The organism is Streptomyces sp. NPDC093089, assembly GCF_044754405.1.
GTDB lineage: Bacteria > Actinomycetota > Actinomycetes > Streptomycetales > Streptomycetaceae > Streptomyces.
The window spans coordinates 212441-227701 of sequence record NZ_JBIVPA010000001.1 but is presented as its reverse complement, the minus strand read 5'-3'; the positions used below and the strand labels follow the sequence as shown (position 1 = coordinate 227701).

At 74.3% G+C, this 15261-nt stretch carries 13 protein-coding genes and 2 pseudogenes; 9 read left to right on the top strand and 6 right to left on the bottom strand.

The window, feature by feature from the left end:
• Positions 1–19 precede the first annotated feature (19 nt).
• From ACIQFX_RS01045 to ACIQFX_RS01035, 3 genes are read left to right on the top strand one after another with little or no spacing between them, the layout of a single operon-like run.
• Positions 20–1342 carry a sensor histidine kinase gene (locus ACIQFX_RS01045; RefSeq protein ID WP_402457382.1) on the top strand — a complete coding sequence of 441 codons (1323 nt, stop codon included), beginning with the start codon at positions 20–22 and terminating at the stop codon, positions 1340–1342.
• Entirely contained in the window at positions 1339–2001 is a 663-nt protein-coding gene (locus tag ACIQFX_RS01040; protein ID WP_402457378.1) for a response regulator, read from the top strand. Before ACIQFX_RS01045 ends, ACIQFX_RS01040 begins: the two co-directional genes overlap by 4 nt.
• A gap of 27 nt (positions 2002–2028) precedes the next feature.
• Positions 2029–3225 carry a cytochrome P450 gene (locus ACIQFX_RS01035; RefSeq protein WP_402457375.1) on the top strand — a complete coding sequence of 399 codons (1197 nt, stop codon included), beginning with the start codon at positions 2029–2031 and terminating at the stop codon, positions 3223–3225.
• Between the two features lie 168 nt (positions 3226–3393).
• Here the strand turns inward: ACIQFX_RS01035 and ACIQFX_RS01030 are convergent, their stop codons facing one another.
• Both ACIQFX_RS01030 and ACIQFX_RS01025 read right to left on the bottom strand, forming a co-directional pair.
• A complete protein-coding gene (locus ACIQFX_RS01030; protein WP_402457372.1) occupies positions 3394–4959 on the bottom strand; it encodes an ABC transporter permease in 1566 nt (521 codons plus the stop codon).
• A complete protein-coding gene (locus ACIQFX_RS01025; RefSeq protein ID WP_402457369.1) occupies positions 4956–5870 on the bottom strand; it encodes an ATP-binding cassette domain-containing protein in 915 nt (304 codons plus the stop codon). Before ACIQFX_RS01025 ends, ACIQFX_RS01030 begins: the two co-directional genes overlap by 4 nt.
• 62 nt (positions 5871–5932) lie before the next feature.
• Between ACIQFX_RS01025 and ACIQFX_RS01020 the strand changes: the two genes are divergently transcribed.
• The gene (locus ACIQFX_RS01020; RefSeq protein WP_402457366.1) at positions 5933–6445 is read left to right on the top strand and encodes a GbsR/MarR family transcriptional regulator; all 513 of its coding nucleotides are present in this window, start codon (positions 5933–5935) and stop codon (positions 6443–6445) included.
• Here ACIQFX_RS01020 and ACIQFX_RS01015 read toward each other — a convergent pair.
• On the bottom strand, positions 6433–7923 hold the full coding sequence (locus tag ACIQFX_RS01015; RefSeq protein ID WP_402457363.1) for a hypothetical protein: 1491 nt from the start codon (positions 7921–7923) through the stop codon (positions 6433–6435). The two genes, ACIQFX_RS01020 and ACIQFX_RS01015, sit on opposite strands and share 13 nt — an antisense overlap.
• A gap of 195 nt (positions 7924–8118) precedes the next feature.
• Here ACIQFX_RS01015 and ACIQFX_RS01010 point away from each other — a divergent pair, with 195 nt between their 5' ends.
• The gene (locus ACIQFX_RS01010) at positions 8119–8694 is read left to right on the top strand and encodes a dihydrofolate reductase family protein (RefSeq protein WP_402457359.1); all 576 of its coding nucleotides are present in this window, start codon (positions 8119–8121) and stop codon (positions 8692–8694) included.
• A gap of 25 nt (positions 8695–8719) precedes the next feature.
• Here ACIQFX_RS01010 and ACIQFX_RS01005 read toward each other — a convergent pair whose 3' ends face one another.
• A complete protein-coding gene (locus ACIQFX_RS01005; RefSeq protein ID WP_402457356.1) occupies positions 8720–9544 on the bottom strand; it encodes a diacylglycerol kinase in 825 nt (274 codons plus the stop codon).
• A 143-nt stretch (positions 9545–9687) separates the two neighbouring features.
• Here ACIQFX_RS01005 and ACIQFX_RS01000 point away from each other — a divergent pair, with 143 nt between their 5' ends.
• Positions 9688–10971 (top strand): adenylosuccinate synthase, encoded by a 1284-nt coding sequence (locus ACIQFX_RS01000; RefSeq protein WP_402457353.1) that lies wholly within the window; start codon positions 9688–9690, stop codon positions 10969–10971.
• A gap of 99 nt (positions 10972–11070) precedes the next feature.
• Here the strand turns inward: ACIQFX_RS01000 and ACIQFX_RS00995 are convergent, their stop codons facing one another.
• Complete coding sequence (locus tag ACIQFX_RS00995) at positions 11071–12885, bottom strand: serine/threonine-protein kinase (protein WP_402457350.1); 1815 nt, start codon at positions 12883–12885, stop codon at positions 11071–11073.
• A 56-nt stretch (positions 12886–12941) separates the two neighbouring features.
• A pseudogene (locus tag ACIQFX_RS00990) lies at positions 12942–13472 on the bottom strand (SDR family NAD(P)-dependent oxidoreductase); the annotation flags it as partial.
• Here ACIQFX_RS00990 and ACIQFX_RS00985 point away from each other — a divergent pair.
• From ACIQFX_RS00985 to ACIQFX_RS00975, 3 genes and pseudogenes are all read left to right on the top strand, one after another.
• Positions 13469–14143: pseudogene (locus ACIQFX_RS00985) on the top strand (LysR family substrate-binding domain-containing protein); the annotation flags it as partial. The pseudogenes ACIQFX_RS00990 and ACIQFX_RS00985 overlap by 4 nt on opposite strands.
• 39 nt (positions 14144–14182) lie before the next feature.
• A complete protein-coding gene (locus ACIQFX_RS00980) occupies positions 14183–14845 on the top strand; it encodes a DUF6232 family protein (RefSeq protein WP_402457347.1) in 663 nt (220 codons plus the stop codon).
• The gene (locus tag ACIQFX_RS00975; protein WP_402457344.1) at positions 14842–15189 is read left to right on the top strand and encodes a hypothetical protein; all 348 of its coding nucleotides are present in this window, start codon (positions 14842–14844) and stop codon (positions 15187–15189) included. Before ACIQFX_RS00980 ends, ACIQFX_RS00975 begins: the two co-directional genes overlap by 4 nt.
• The last annotated feature ends 72 nt before the right edge of the window (positions 15190–15261 follow it).

Sequence of the window (15261 nt, the reverse complement as noted above, 5' to 3'; positions counted from 1 at the left end):
GGTACGGGGCCCCCGTACCGTGGTTCGCGTGACCCAGACACAGACCTCCGAGACGAGCCGCAGCCCCGAGTTCCGCCTGGTGCAGGCGGCGCTCGGGGGGCTGCGCCAGGAACTCTTCCACGACGCGTTCGCGTACCGGCCGCTGAAGCGCATGGACACGGAGAGCGGCGCCGTGAGTCGCCTGCCGAAGCGGATACGGGCCCACCTGGGCCTGCTGCCGCACGCGACCGTCGCCTTCCTCGCGATGATCGTCTTCCTGATCGGGTACGACCGGGTCAACAGCGACTTCGGCCCGGCGGCGTTCCTCTTCGCCTGGGCGTCGCCCGCCATCGTGCTGGCCACGCTCATCAGGCCGGTCCTCGCCTACTGGGCCTCGCTCTGCTCGGCCCCCTTCCTCGCCTTCCTGGGCGGTTACTGGGGCGGCTGGCCCTGGACGGACAACGCCTTCGCCGCCCACCTGATCGTCCTCACCGTCGTCGCCGCCCGCACCGGGCCGCGCACCGCCGGGTGGATGTGGACGGGGACGGCGGCCTACGCCCTCTTCGCCGAGATGTTCCTCGGCGTGGGACGCAGCTCCGACTCGATCCCGCTGCTCTTCGTCTCGGCCCTCGCGCTGCTCACCGTCTCCCTGATCCAGATCCGCCGCCAGGCCGCCCGCGAGGTCACCGCCCAGCAGACCGTCACCGCCCAGGAGATCTCCAAGCGGACGGTCCTGGAGGAGCGCACCACCATCGCCCGCGAGCTCCACGACGTCGTCGCGCACCACATGTCGGTGGTCGCCATCCAGGCGGAGGCCGCGCCCTACCGGGTCGAGAACCCGCCGCCGGAGCTGGAGCAGGCCTTCCTCACCATCCGCGAGAACGCCGTCGCCGCGCTGACCGAGCTGCGCCGCATCCTCGGGGTCGTACGGGCCGAGGACTACGAGGCGCCCGACGCCCCGCAGCCGACCCTCGGAGACCTGGACGCCCTGATCCGCAACGTCGCGGAGGCCGGGCTCGACGTCGAGAAGACGGTGACCGGCTCGGTGCGGGAGCTGCCGCAGGGCGTGGAGCTCTCCGCGTACCGGATCGTCCAGGAGGCCCTGTCGAACGTGCTGCGGCACGCGCCGGGCGCGGCGGCGAAGGTCGAGGTCAGCTATGTCCTCGGCGGCCTGGGGCTCCGGATCGCCAACGGGCCGGCGCGCGGCCTGGCGAAGCCGTCGCCGGGTGCCGGGCACGGCATCACGGGCATGCGGGAGCGTGTGACGATGCTGGGCGGGGAGATGACGGCCGAGGCGACCGACGACGGTGGCTACGAGGTGGCGGCCTTCGTCCCCGTGAGCCGCGAGGAGGCCCCGCAGTGATCCGCGTACTGATCGTCGACGACCAGATGATGGTCCGCGAGGGCTTCTCGGTGCTGCTCGGTGCGATGCCGGACATCGAGGTCGTCGGCGAGGCCGTCAACGGCCGGGAGGCCATCGCCCAGGTCGCCGCCCTCCGCCCGGACGTGGTCCTCATGGACATCCGGATGCCCGAGCTGAACGGCATCGACGCCACCCGGGAGATCGTCGCCGCCGACTCGGACGCGAAGGTGCTCGTGCTGACCACCTTCGACCTGGACGAGTACGTGTACCAGGCGCTGCGCGCCGGGGCCTCCGGCTTCCTGCTCAAGGACGCCTCGGCCCGGCAGCTCGCGGAGGGCGTGCGGGTCGTCGCGGCCGGCGAGGCGCTGCTCGCGCCGACCGTCACCAGGCGGCTGATCACCGAGTTCGCGAAGGCGCCGGGAACCTCGCCGCGCCCGCCGGCGACGGCGCAGATCGGGGAGCTGACCGAGCGGGAGACGGAGGTCCTCGTCCTCATCGCCCAGGGCCTGTCGAACGCCGAGATCGCCGAGCACCTCGTCGTCGCCGAGTCCACGATCAAGACGCACGTCAGCCGCATCCTGGTGAAGCTGGGCCTGCGCGACCGGACGCAGGCGGCGGTCTTCGCCTACGAGGCGGGTCTGGTGCGGGTCGGCGGCTGAGCCGCCGCGCGGGGGTAGCGTCCGCTCATGGACGCTGTTGACGCTGTGTACGACCCCTGGTCGCCGGAGTTCGTCGCCGACCCGTATCCCGCCTACGCCGCGCTGCGTGCCGCCGGCCGCGCGCACTGGCACGCCCCCACCCGCCAGTGGCTGATCCCGCACCACGCGGACGTGTCGGCGCTGCTCCGCGACCGGCGGCTCGGCCGGACGTACACGCACCGCTTCACGCACGAGGAGTTCGGGCGGGAGGCGCCGGACGCCGCGTACGAGCCCTTCCACACGCTCAACGACCACGGGCTGCTGGATCTGGAGGGGGCGGACCACACGCGGATCCGGCGGCTGGTGTCGAAGGCGTTCACGCCGAGGACGGTGGAGGACCTGGCGCCGACCGTACGGCGGCTGGCCGCCGGGCTCGTCGGCGACCTGGTGGCGGCGGGCGGCGGCGATCTGCTCGGCGCGGTCGCCGAGCCGCTGCCGGTGGCGGTGATCGCCGAGATGCTGGGGGTGCCGGAGGACGACGAGGAGCGGGGTCGACTGCGGCCCTGGTCGGCGGCGATCTGCGGGATGTTCGAGCTGAACCCGTCGGAGGAGACGGCCCGGCGGGCGGTCCGGGCGTCGATCGAGTTCTCCGACTACCTGCGGGAGCTGATCGCGCGGCGGCGGAGGGAACCGGGGGAGGACCTGATCTCGTCCCTGGTCGCCGTGGAGGGGCTGACGGAGCAGGAGATGGTCTCCACGTGCGTCCTGCTCCTGAACGCGGGCCACGAGGCCACGGTGAACACCACGGTCAACGGCTGGTGGACGCTGCTCAAGGAGGGCGTCCGTCCGGACCCCGAAAAGTTGTCCACAGCTGTGGAAGAACTTCTGCGGTACGACACCCCGCTCCAGATGTTCGAGCGCTGGGTCCTCGACGACATCGAGCTCGGCGGCCGGGTCATCCCGCGCGGCTCCGAGGTCGCCCTCCTCTTCGGCTCCGCCAACCGCGACCCCGCCCGCTTCGGCCCGACCGCCGACGTGCTCGACCTCACCCGGGCCGACAACCCCCACGTCACCTTCGGCGCCGGCATCCACTACTGCCTCGGCGCCCCGCTCGCCCGCCTCGAACTCACCGCCGTCTTCGGCGAGTTGCTGAGGCAGGCGCCGGACCTGCGGCTCGCGGCCGAGCCGGTGCGGAAGCCCGGGTACGTCATCCGGGGCGTCGAGGAACTGCTCGTCGAGGTGTGAGCCCGGGTGTGAGTCCGGGTGGGACCGGGGCGGGAGGAGCGGCGGGAGCCGGGGTGTGGGTCCGGGCGGGAGGAGCGGCGGGAGCCGGGGTGTGGGTCCGGGCGGGAGGAGCGGCGGGGGCCGAGGTGCCGGCCCGGGCGAGCCGAGGAGCCGGGGCAGCCGGTCGCCTCAGCCCGCCAGGTCCCGGCGGCGCAGCCCCGCGAGGCCGGCCGCGACCAGCGCGGCGGCCAGCGCCGTCAGGGCCAGGACCGGGGTCCAGGCCATGTCCTGGCCCGGCAGCCTCGGCAGGTGGCCGAAGGGGGACAGGTCGAGGGCTGCCTGCGGCAGGCCGAGCGCCGGGCCGATCCAGCCGAGGGCCAGGCAGAGCCCGGCGACGCCCCAGGCGGCGGTCGCGGCCCTCGGGGCGGCGCCCCAGAGCAGGACCGCCAGGCCGGCGAGCACCCACACGGCCGGGAGCTGGACGAGCGCGGCGCCCAGGACGGGACCGGCGTCCTGCCCGTACGAGAGGGCGAGGCCGAGCCCGGCCAGGACCAGGATCAGGGCCGAGCCGCCGAAGGCGATCACCAGGTGCCCGGCGGCCCAGCGGAGCCGGCCCAGGGCGCCCGCGAGGAGCGGCTCCGCCCGGCCCGAGGTCTCCTCGCCGTACGGCCGCAGCACCGAGCCGACCGCGTACAGGGCGGCGACCATCCCGAAGAGGGACACCATGGTGGCGAGGAAGGCGTCGGTGAGCGCGCTCTGCCCGCCCATCCGCTCGAAGATCTCGCGGGCCCGCTCGTTGTCGCCGACGATGTCCGCCGCGCCCTCCACCATCCCGCCGAACACGAGGCCGCCGACGAGGAAGCCGAGCGACCAGCCGAGGAGCGGGCCGCGCTGGAGCCGCCGGGCGAGTGCCCCGGCGGTCGCGAGGCGCCCCTCGGCCGGGCCCGGCCGGGTCGCGAGGAAGCCCGCCCCCACGTCCCTGCGGGCGGCCAGCGCGTACGCCGCCGACGCCTGGAGCAGGACGGCCGCGGCGATCAGGAGCAGCACCCACCAGCGCTCGCCGGCGAAGGCGCGGACCTGCTCGGCCCAGCCGACGGGGGAGAGCCAGGTCGCCGCGGAGGAGCCGTCGGGGGTCCCCGAGTCGCCGGCCGCCCGCAGCACGAAGGCCAGGCCGAGGACGGCGGCCGACAGGCCCTTGGCGAGCCGGGCGCTCTCCGTGACCTGGGCGGCGAGCGCGGCGGCCGTCGCGAAGACCATGCCGGTGCCGCCGATCGCCAGGCCGAGCGCGAGCGCCCCGGCCGCGCCCTGTCCGGCGAGCCCGGCGGTGACGATCAGGGCGACGGCCGCGTTCAGGCCGAGGGCGGCGAGGAGGGCCGCGGTGAGCGGGGCGCGGCGGCCGACCGCCCCGGCGGACAGCATCTCCTGACGGCCCGTCTCCTCCTCCTCGCGGGTGTGCCGGACGACCACGAGCAGGCTCGCGACGGCGGCGAGGACCGCGCCGAAGGTGCCGAAGCGCCAGGCGACGAGCGCGCCGAGGGAGTCGCCGAAGACCGGCCCGTACAGCGCGCGCATCGAGCTGTTGGCGGTCATGGAGGCGGCGAGCTCGGCCCGCTCGGCGGCCGTGCCGTACAGCCCCTCCAGGGACCCGGCGCCGCTCGCGACCATCCCGCCGACGACGAGCGCCCAGACCGGGATCATCACCCGGTCGCGGCGCAGGGCGAGCCGGGTGAGGGCCCCGGTGCCCGCGAGGCTCATGACGCCTCCTCGTCCGTGTAGTGGCGGAGGAACAGCTCCTCCAGGGTCGGCGGCGTCGAGGTCAGGCTCCGTACGCCCGCCTCGGTCAGGGAGCGGAGGACGGCGTCGAGCCGGTCGGTGTCGACCTGGAACCGCACGCGGCCGCCCCGGCCCCCTTCGCCCTCCTGGAGGGCGAAGCCGTGCACGCCGGGCAGCCGGGCGAGTCCGTTCGGCGGTCCGGCGAGTTCGGCGGTGACGCTGGTGCGGGTCAGGTGCCGCAGCTCCGCGAGCGAACCGGACTCGACGGTCCGGCCCTTGCGGACGATGCTGACCCGGTCGCAGAGGGCCTCGACCTCGCTGAGGATGTGGCTCGACAGCAGCACGGTCCGGCCCCGGTCGCGGGCCTCCTCGACGCAGCTCCGGAAGACCTCCTCCATCAGCGGGTCGAGGCCGCTGGTCGGTTCGTCGAGGACGAGCAGGTCGACGTCGGCGGCGAAGGCGGCCACGAGGGCGACCTTCTGCCGGTTGCCCTTGGAGTAGGTGCGGCCCTTCTTGGTGGGGTCGAGCTCGAAGCGCTCGATCAGCTCCGCGCGGCGGGCCCCGTCGAGGGGCGCGCCCCGCAGCCGGCCGTACAGGTCGATGACCTCGCCGCCGGAGAGGTTGCGCCAGAGGGTCACGTCGCCGGGGACGTACGCGATCCGGCGGTGCAGCTCGACGGCGTCCTGCCAGGGGTCGCGGCCGAGCACCCGGGCGCCGCCGGAATCGGCCCGCAGCAGGCCCAGGAGGACGCGGATGGTGGTGGACTTCCCGGCGCCGTTGGGGCCGAGGAAGCCGTGGACCTCGCCGGTCTCGACGCTGAGGTCGAGGCCGTCGAGCGCCTGGGTGCGCCCGAAGGACTTGTGCAGTCCGACGACGCTGATCGCCTTCGTCATGCTTCAGAACGTACGGTAGTTTCACAAATTTGTGAAGTTAAGGAACGGTATAAAATCAGGGGATGGGTGAGAGCCAGATGACGAAGACCGACGCCGGCGGCGAAGAGGCGGTCTCCCGCTTCGTCGAGCGCTTCGCGGCCGAGATGACCGCCGCCGGCATGCAGCGCATGGCGAGCCGCGTCTTCGCGGCCCTCCTCGCCTCCGAGACCGCCTCCATGACCTCGGCCGAACTCGCCGAACAGCTCCGGATCAGCCCGGCCGCCGTCTCCGGCGCGATCGGCTACCTCACCCAGGTCGACATGGTCAGCCGCGAGCGCGACCCCGGCACCCGCCGCGACCGCTACGTCCTCCACAACGAGCTCTGGTACGAGACCTTCACCCGCCGCGACCAGGTCCTCGTCCGCTGGGAGAAGGTCCTGAACGAAGGCGCCGAGACCCTCGGCCCCGACACCGCCGCCGGCCGCCGCACCGCCGAGACCGCCGAGTTCTTCGCCTTCCTCCACGGCGAGATGGCCGGGATCATGGACCGCTGGCGCGACCACCGGGCCGCGCGCGGCACCGCTCAGGGGGCCTGAGCCTCCACCGGCGGGGCGATCCGGTCGAGCAGCGCCAGGAACTCCTTCCCGTCCTCCCGCCAGTACGGCCCCGCCGCCCACAGCGGGCGCCCGTCGATCCACGGCACCACGAACGGCGCGCCGAACGGCGTGACGTCACGCCAGCCGTGCAGCCCCGCGGGGCCCGTGGGCCGCTCCGGCAGCCCGCGCCGCGGGTCCTTCGGCGGACCGGGTGGCACGAGCGGCAGCACCCCCTCGGGCCGGTCGTCCGGGCCCCCGTGCATCGGGAAGAACACCAGGACGGGCGCCCCGCCGTGCGGGTCGTACAGCAGCACGTACCGGCGCGGGACCGGCGTGTGGCTCGTCGCGGCCCGGGCCATCAGCCGCGCGACGCGCCTCCCGTGGGTCAGCACGTGGTGGCCTGCGTACACCAGTCCGGCCAGCGGCAGCACCGCCGCGAACCACAGCTTCGGAAGGTCCTCCTCCGGCGGCCCCGTCAGCGCGACCGCCCCCACGGCCGCGCAGAACCCCAGCGCGACCAGTACCCGCTGCACCCCCGCCAGCCGCCGCAGGCTCCGCACCCGCCACCACCGCACCTCCCGCACGTCCGCCTCCCACCGCGGGGCCCTGCCCCGCGGCACCGCCTGCCGCTCGGCGTGCGCGGCGAGCACGGCGTACGTCGGCCCGGACGCGGCCCGCGCCTCGCCGCTTCCGCTTCCGGTCCCGCTTCCGCTTCCGGTCCCGCTTCCGGTCCCGGTCCCGCTTCCGGTCCCGGTCCCGGTGTCCGGGTCGTGGCCCGCGTCGGCCTCCGGGCCGCAGTGGAGAACCGGATGCGGGTCCTCCCAGACGAAGGGACGCGGGCCCGGCGGGGTGAGGGGGCCGTTCGCGGTGGTGGCGGATCCGTTCGCCGTGGTGGCGGGCTCGGGGGACGGGGCCTGCGGCTGCCTCGGGACCGGCCGGTACGCCAGGCCCTCCGCCGCCGCGGCCGCGACGACCCGGCGGCGCACGCGCTCGCCCCGGAGCGGCTTCGCCCAGATCAGCGGCCCGCCGCCGGGCGGCGCGAGGACCCCGCCCACGCGCGGGTCGCCGCACCACCAGAGCACGCCGTCCGGGCCGGGCCGCACCGACTCGTACCGGTGCCGGGTCGCGACCACCGTCAGCGGCCACGTCTCGGTGCCGTCCGGGGCCCGCAGGACCAGGGTCGTCGCGTGCCCGGTGCGGGTGAGGGCCACCGCGGGGTGCGCCGACCAGGTGCCGGCGGCGAGAGCCCGCCGCATCCGCCGCGCCAGGGCGAGCGAACCGGTCCCGGCGCCGAGCGCGAGGATCCCGACCACGCAGAGCAGGACGACCGTGTCCTCGCGCCACGGCTCCCCGAGCAGCGCCCCGGCCCCGGCGGCCAGGGCGAGCACCACCGGTCCCGCGGCGGTCAGCCGCCCGGCCCGCCGCCGGTACCCCTCCAGTGCCCCCGCCGTCTCCTCGACGTCCAGCGCGCACGTCATCGCATGCCCCCCGCCCGTGAATGTCCGCTGACGCTAGGCCCCGCCCGCCGCCCGCGCCAAGCCGCATCCGCGCGGTGGCCGAAACAAGATGACCTGAAATACCTCCTGGTGGATGTCGAGCGGTGTCCGGGGGCTCCGACCCCTGGGTGAGAGCGGGCCGCAGAGGCGGTCCGCGGCACCGGGAGGCAGGACCCCATGAGCGGCCGGATCATCCACTTCGTCCACCAGTCCCTCGACGGCTTCATCGCCGGGCCCGACGGCGAGTTCGACTGGCCGGCCATGGGCCCCGAGCTCTCCGCGTACACCGACGAGCTGATCGACGGCGACACCGTCTTCCTCTACGGCCGCAAGGTCTGGGACCTGATGTCCGGCTACTGGCCGAACGCCGAGCAGTACTCGCAGGACCCGCACGACCTGGCCTTCGCACCGGTCTGGCGGGCGGCCCCCAAGGTCGTCGTCTCCCGGACGCTCGCCGGAACGGACCCGGGCCACAACACCACGGTCGTCTCCGGCGACGTGGCCGCGGAGCTGACCGCGCTCGCCGCGACCGGCAAGAACCTGGTGCTCTTCGGCGGCGCCGAGCTCGCCGCCCACCTCGGCGCGCACGGCGCCGTCGACGAGTACCGCGTCGTCGTCCACCCCGTCGTCCTCGGCGGCGGCACCCCGGCCTTCCGCCCCGCCGAGCACCGGACGGAGCTGGAGACCGTGGAGACCCGGATCTTCGACGGCCGCTCCGTCCTCCTCGGCCACCGCGTCGTACGGAGCGCCTGAGCCGGCCGTCGTACGGGCCGGCGGCTCAGCTCGGCGGCAGGAGGTCGCGGGCCGGGTCGCGGGGCAGGGTCAGGCCCCAGGCGCCCGGCCGGACCGTCCAGGTGCGGCGGCGGACCGGGCCGGCGAGGCGGCCGTCGGCGCGGTAACGGAAGTCGGGGCCGGAGACGGTGAGCGTGTGCGCGGTGGCGCGGCGCGGCGGGGCGGCGGACGGATGGACGGTCACCTGCGCCGTACCGGCGGCCGAGCGCACCGAGAGGCCCTCGACGGGGTCGTCGACGTCGGCGAGGAGTATCCCGTCCGCCTCGACGCGCAGCCGGTGGGTGCGGACCGCGAGGGCCGTGGGCGCCGGGCGGACCAGCGTGCGGACCAGGGAGCGGCAGGTGCCCCAGACGGACGGTGCCGACGACGACAGGGCGGGCGTCGCCGGTACGAGGAGGTCGCCGAGCACGACCCCGTCGCTGTCGTCGACCAGCAGGTCCAGACGGCGTACGGTCCCGTCCAGGACCGCCCGGGCCGCCGCCGGCGTGGCGTGCGGCACGCCGAGCGCGTGGGCCACTTCGCGGGCGTCCGGCGGGCCGATCGGGACCAGGGCGAGAGCCGCCCCGGCGAGCTCCCGCTCCCGGTGCAGGAGCGCCACCGTGCGCAGCAGCGCCCGGTCGTCGCCGAGCACCACGGGGCGCCGCGAGCCGCGCCTGGACAGGGCCCGGGAGAATTCCTCCGGGCCGTCCGGCAGGCAGATCTTCGCCTCCGCGCCCGCGCACAGGACATCCTTCGCGATCCGCACGGACTCGCCGTCACATCGGCGGGCGACCGGGTCGACGATGACCAGCAGCTGGTCGTGATCCGACACCTCGGTCCTTCCTCGGGTAGCATCTTTGTGCAAGAGCCCCTTGCGCTATTGCGCCAGGGGCTTCGTCTATTCCGGGGCACACCGGTGAGGCGGCGTACGCCCCCTGACCTTGGACATGCCCCACCCGGAAGGGGTGTACGCCTGTGCCCGCACTTGTGCTGCTCGGTGCTCAGTGGGGTGACGAGGGCAAGGGAAAGGCCACCGACCTCCTCGGTGGTTCCGTTGACTATGTAGTGCGTTACCAGGGCGGCAACAACGCCGGCCACACCGTCGTCGTCGGCGACCAGAAGTACGCGCTGCATCTTCTCCCTTCCGGAATCCTCTCGCCGGGGTGCACCCCGGTGATCGGAAACGGTGTCGTCGTCGACCCGGCGGTCCTGCTCTCCGAGCTGAGCGGGCTGAACGAGCGCGGCGTGGACACGTCGAAGCTCCTGATCAGCGGCAACGCGCACCTGATCACCCCGTACAACGTCACCCTCGACAAGGTGACGGAACGGTTCCTCGGCAAGCGCAAGATCGGCACCACGGGCCGGGGCATCGGCCCCACCTACGCCGACAAGATCAACCGCGTCGGCATCCGGGTCCAGGACCTGTACGACGAGTCGATCCTGGAGCAGAAGGTCGAGGCGGCGCTGGAGGGCAAGAACCAGCTCCTCGCCAAGCTCTACAACCGGCGCGCGATCCAGGCCGAGCAGATCGTCGAGGAGATGCTCCAGTACGCGGAGCAGATCAAGCCCTTCGTCGCCGACACGACGCTGATCCTCAACAAGGCGCTCGACGACGACAAGGTCGTGCTCTTCGAGGGCGGCCAGGGCACCCTGCTCGACGTCGACCACGGCACGTACCCCTTCGTCACCTCCTCGAACCCGACCGCGGGCGGCGCCTGCACCGGCGCCGGCGTGGGCCCGACGAAGATCAGCCGCGTCATCGGCATCCTCAAGGCCTACACGACCCGTGTCGGCGCCGGCCCGTTCCCGACGGAGCTGTTCGACGCGGACGGCGAGGCCCTGCGCCGCATCGGCGGCGAGCGCGGCGTCACCACCGGCCGTGACCGCCGCTGCGGCTGGTTCGACGCGGTCATCGCCCGCTACGCCACCCGCGTCAACGGCCTCACGGACTTCTTCCTCACCAAGCTCGACGTCCTCACCGGCTGGGAGCAGATCCCCGTCTGCGTCGCCTACGAGATCGACGGCAAGCGCGTCGAGGAGCTCCCCTACTCGCAGACCGACTTCCACCACGCGAAGCCGATCTACGAAATGCTCCCCGGCTGGTCCGAGGACATCACCAAGGCCCAGACCTTCGCCGACCTGCCGAAGAACGCGCAGGCCTACGTGAAGGCCCTGGAGGAGATGTCCGGCGCCCCCATCTCCGCCATCGGCGTCGGCCCCGGCCGCACCGAGACCATCGAGATCAACTCCTTCCTCTAGGAGCCGCCGCTCCTCCCCGCAGGAGCCGCACCCGACGCACGCCGCCCGCGCCTACGAACACGAGGCGCGGGCGGTGTGCGTGCGCCCGCGTCCGTGCCCCTACCGCACGAGGCCCAGACGTCGGACGGAAGCCGTGGCGGACGACTCCAGGACGAGGCGGAGCGGTCGCGCCGGGTCCTCGTCGACGGCGTAGTTCCAGGCGATGGCGTCCGCCTGGCACCCGGCGTCCGAGGCCGTCCGGTCGGTCACCGCCGGCGTGGTGACCAGGCGCCCTCCGTCGACGAGCAGAAGCGCGGCCGTCGACTCGCAGTGCCGGCCGGCCTGCGTGGTGACGGTCCTGACGACGGGGTCGCCCACGGTTCCCCGCCGGATGACGACCACTTGGCCGCTCCCCGAGCTCCAGACGTTCAGGAGCCTCTGCGGTATCCCGGCCGCGGGCTCGTCCACCCGCGCCAGAATGACGTCGACGCCCCGGTGCAACGTGACGTCGGAGTCCCCGGGTCCCTGGACCAGGGTGTACTCCGCCGGGAGCCCGCACTCCTTCGCGGTGAGGCCGTCGGGGGTGCTGCGTACCACCCGGAAGTCCGCGAGGACCATCTCCCCGCGCGTACGGCCGGCCAGGGTCGCCTCTCCCTGGCAGACGCCCTTGTCCGTGGCGGCCACGTAGCCCCCCGAGGGCCGTCCGACCTCGGTGGAGTTCGTGACGTCGAGCCGCAGGACGAACGGGGCGATGGTCCCGGGCAGGTCCACGTGCCACACCCCGGCGAAAGGCGCCGCCTCCCGCGTCCCGTCGGACGCCCGCAGGAACGGCGGGGCGCCGGTGAAGAAGGCGTAGGCGGCGACCGCGGCGGCCACGAGGAGCCCCGTCGGCCGCCGGAGGGATCCCCGGGCGGTCGTTCGCCGCGCCGGCGGCCGGACGCGTACGGGCCGGACGCGTACGGGCGGGGCCGGGGCGGGTGCCGTGAGAACGGGCTCCACCAGACGGGTCCGCGGGCGCGGACGCGGGGCCGGCTCGGGGCGGGGCGTCGCGCGGAGGAAGTCCGCCGCGTCCTCGTCGAGGCGGGCGAGGAGGTCAGGGGGGAGCCAGCTGCCGTCGAGGGCCTTGCGGGTGCGGGAGACGAGGGCGTCGACGGTGGGGCGGTCCGCGGGGTTCTTGCGGAGGCAGTCGTGGACGAGCTCGGCGACGGTCTCGGGGACGCCCGCCACGTCCGGGTCCTCGTAGGCGACGCGGAAGAGGAGTCCGTGGACGCCGGGGTCGCCGGTGCTGAAGGGGGCGCGGCCGGTGGAGGCGTAGGCGAGGACGGCGCCGAGGGAGAAGACGTCGCCGGCCGGGGTGACCTCGTCGCCGCGGACCTGCTCGGGGGACATGAACTCGGGGGAGCCGACGAGGACGCCGGTGCGGGTGAGGTCGCTCTCGGAGGAGAGCACGGTGCGGCGGGCGATGCCGAAGTCGATGACGCGGGGGCCGCCGACGGTGAGCAGGATGTTGGACGGCTTGAGGTCGCGGTGGATCAGGCCCGCCCCGTGGATGGCGCGGAGCGCGAGGGCGAGGCGGTGGGCGAGGACGAAGACGGAGGCGGCCGGCAGGGGGCCGAGCCGGCCTTCGACGGCCGCCCGGAGGGACGGGCCGGGGACGTACTCGGTGGCGACCCACGGGACGTCGGCGTCGGTGTCGGCGTCGAGGACGCGCGCGGTCCACGCGTCGCCGACCAGCCGCGCCGCCCGCACCTCGCGGGCGAAGCGGCGGCGGAACTCCTCGTCCGCCGCCGCCTCGGCCCGGACGAGCTTGACCGCCACGGCCTGCCCGTCGGGCGCCTCGGCGCGGTGGACGACGCCCATGCCGCCGGCGCCGAGCCGGCCGACGAGGCGGTAGGGGCCTATGAACGCCGGGTCTTCCGCACGGAGTTGGTCCACCGGCGGATCCTCGCACACCTGGTGTCGGGGGAAATCGGTGTCAGGGGAGCTCCGTGTCAGGAGAGTCTGGTGTCGCGGCCGACCTTCTCCCAGGCCGCGAGGTCGGAGCGGACCTGGTCCAGGTGGGCGTAGAGGGTGTCGATGGAGTCGTCTCCGAGGGCGAGGCGCAGCGGGGTCTCGTCGGCGTTCAGGGCGGCGAGGACGGCGGCCGCGGCCTTCGCGGGGTCGCCGGCCTGGGTGCCGCCGACGGTGTCGACGAAGGCGCGGGTGCCGCCGCCGGTTTCGACGAAGGCGCGGGTGCCGCCGACGGTGTCGGCGTGGTCGGCGATGGTGCCGCCGCTGAGGCCGTGGTTGCCGAAGAGGCCGGTGCGGAAGGCGCCGGGTTCGACGATGAGGACCTTGACGCCGAGCGGGCCGACCTCGGCGGCGAGCGCCTCCGACATGCCTTCGAGGGCGAACTCGGTGGCGCTGTAGGCGCCGAACCCGGCCATGGACATCTGGCCGCCGACGCTGCTGAGCTGCACGATCGCGCCGGAGCGGCGGGCCCGCATGTGCGGCAGGACGGCGCGGACGAGGGCGGCGGGCCCGGGAGGCCTCGGAGTCCACCCTGGTCGTCGGGATGAGCACCAGCCCCGGGCGGGGCGGGCTGCTGCCGGCGATCCGGTCCCGGTTCACCGGGGTCCGTCCGGAGGCGCGGTCGAGGCTGCGGCAGGTGGGGTGGGAGGACCCGACGGCGGGACTCGCCGACGGGAGCAGCGACATGGCGTTCGTCTGGCTTCCGCTGGCGGGCGCGGACCGCTTCCGCTGGGTGGTGGTGGCCACGGAGCCCCGGCTCGTCGCGCTTCCGGAGTCCCATCCGCTGGCGGCCCGTGACGGCCTGGACTTCGCCGAACTCCTCGACGGGCCGTTCCTCGCCCTTCCGGGCACGGGGCCCGAACTCCGCGACCACTGGCTCGCGGTGGAGGCGCGGGGCGGGCGCCCGCCGGTCGTGGGCGCGGAGATCGCCGGCGCGGACGAGACCTACGAGGCGCTGGTCGACGGACTCGGGATCTGCCTGGTCGCGGCGGGGAACGCGCCGCTGCTCACCCGGGGCGGTGTCGTCACCCGCCCGGTCCGCGGGGTCGCTCCGAGCCGTTTCGCGCTGGCCTGGCGGGCCGACGACCCCCGGCCGCTGGTCCACGACTACGCGCGCGACGGCCGAAGTCGTCTCCCTGGAGGCTTGAACTCGCCTTGTGGGACGGGTGGTTCGGCTGCGTAATGAGGGGCACGCCGTAGCGGCTCCACCTCGGGGGGATGCATGGACACGAACGAAACGCCACCGCCGAAGCCGACGCAGACGAACGAAACGCCACCGCCGAAGCCCACGCACACGCCGGTGCCCAGACCGGCGCACTCGCCTCCGCCGTCCGCCCCGCCGCCGCGGAACGGGATCGTCATCAGCAAGCGGCTGCTCTGGGTGCACGGCGGCGCCTACCCGCTGGAGAACATCGTCCGGGTCTACACCTTCGTGCTGCGGCCCCGCCGCGGCGAGGCCTTCGTCCGGTTCCTGAAGCGGGGCGGGGCCACCCTCGCCGTGCTCCTGATCCTGATGTACTTCGAGGACTCGACGTCGAGTTCGTGGGACTCGGGCGGCGGCGACTCCGAGGGCTTCCTCGGGGTCGCGCTGTTCCTCGTCGCGTGCCTGATGATCTACTTCATCGGCGACATGTGCTCGGTGGTCTTCGCCTTGCCGCACGACGTCCTCGCCATCGAGACGAACGGCCGGTCCACGGCCCTGGTGACCGGCAAGCGCGCCTACCTGAACGGGCTCGTCCAGTCGATCGCCGAGGCGATCGACAAGCCGGACGCCGAGTTCCAGGCCGCGGTGGGGACGCTCTCGATCACCAACTACGGCAACTACTTCTTCGGGGACGCCGTGAACATGTACGGCGGCAGCGGCAACACGGGGGTGGCGAAGTGACCGGCGGGGACCACTACTACGGCGACGTGGTGCGGATGGAGAACACCACGCACAGCGTCGGCATCGACAAGCGGACCGTCGTGAACGCCGGGTCCGCCGCCGGTGCCGAACTGGAGCGGGCCGTCCAGGAACTGCTGCCGCTGCTCCAGGAGCTGCGCGGGCAGCTGCAGCCCCTCGCGGCCCGGACGGTGGAGGCCGCGGAGGCGGAGATCGGCGGCTCCGCGGACCCGGCGGTGCGGCGGACCGCGCTGGAACGGGTCGGCGGGATCCTCGAGTCCGTGGGCACGGCCGGCGCGCCCGCGCTCGCCCTCGTCCACCAGATCCTGTCGATGCTCGGCGGCTGACCGGGGCTGGGTGGGACCGGGCGGGATCGGGGCCGGGCGGACCGGGCGGGATCGGGATCGGGCGGTGCCCCG

Bases quoted from the DNA above. Each gene is read 5' to 3' on its own strand.
- ACIQFX_RS01020 (WP_402457366.1), top strand. From the start codon at position 5,933: ATGGGTGAGAGCCAGATGACGAAGACCGACGCCGGCGGCGAAGAGGCG.
- ACIQFX_RS01015 (WP_402457363.1), bottom strand. From the start codon at position 7,923: ATGACGTGCGCGCTGGACGTCGAGGAGACGGCGGGGGCACTGGAGGGG.
- ACIQFX_RS01035 (WP_402457375.1), top strand. From the start codon at position 2,029: ATGGACGCTGTTGACGCTGTGTACGACCCCTGGTCGCCGGAGTTCGTC.
- ACIQFX_RS01010 (WP_402457359.1), top strand. From the start codon at position 8,119: ATGAGCGGCCGGATCATCCACTTCGTCCACCAGTCCCTCGACGGCTTC.
- ACIQFX_RS01025 (WP_402457369.1), bottom strand. From the start codon at position 5,870: ATGACGAAGGCGATCAGCGTCGTCGGACTGCACAAGTCCTTCGGGCGC.
- ACIQFX_RS01030 (WP_402457372.1), bottom strand. From the start codon at position 4,959: ATGAGCCTCGCGGGCACCGGGGCCCTCACCCGGCTCGCCCTGCGCCGC.
- ACIQFX_RS00980 (WP_402457347.1), top strand. From the start codon at position 14,183: ATGGACACGAACGAAACGCCACCGCCGAAGCCGACGCAGACGAACGAA.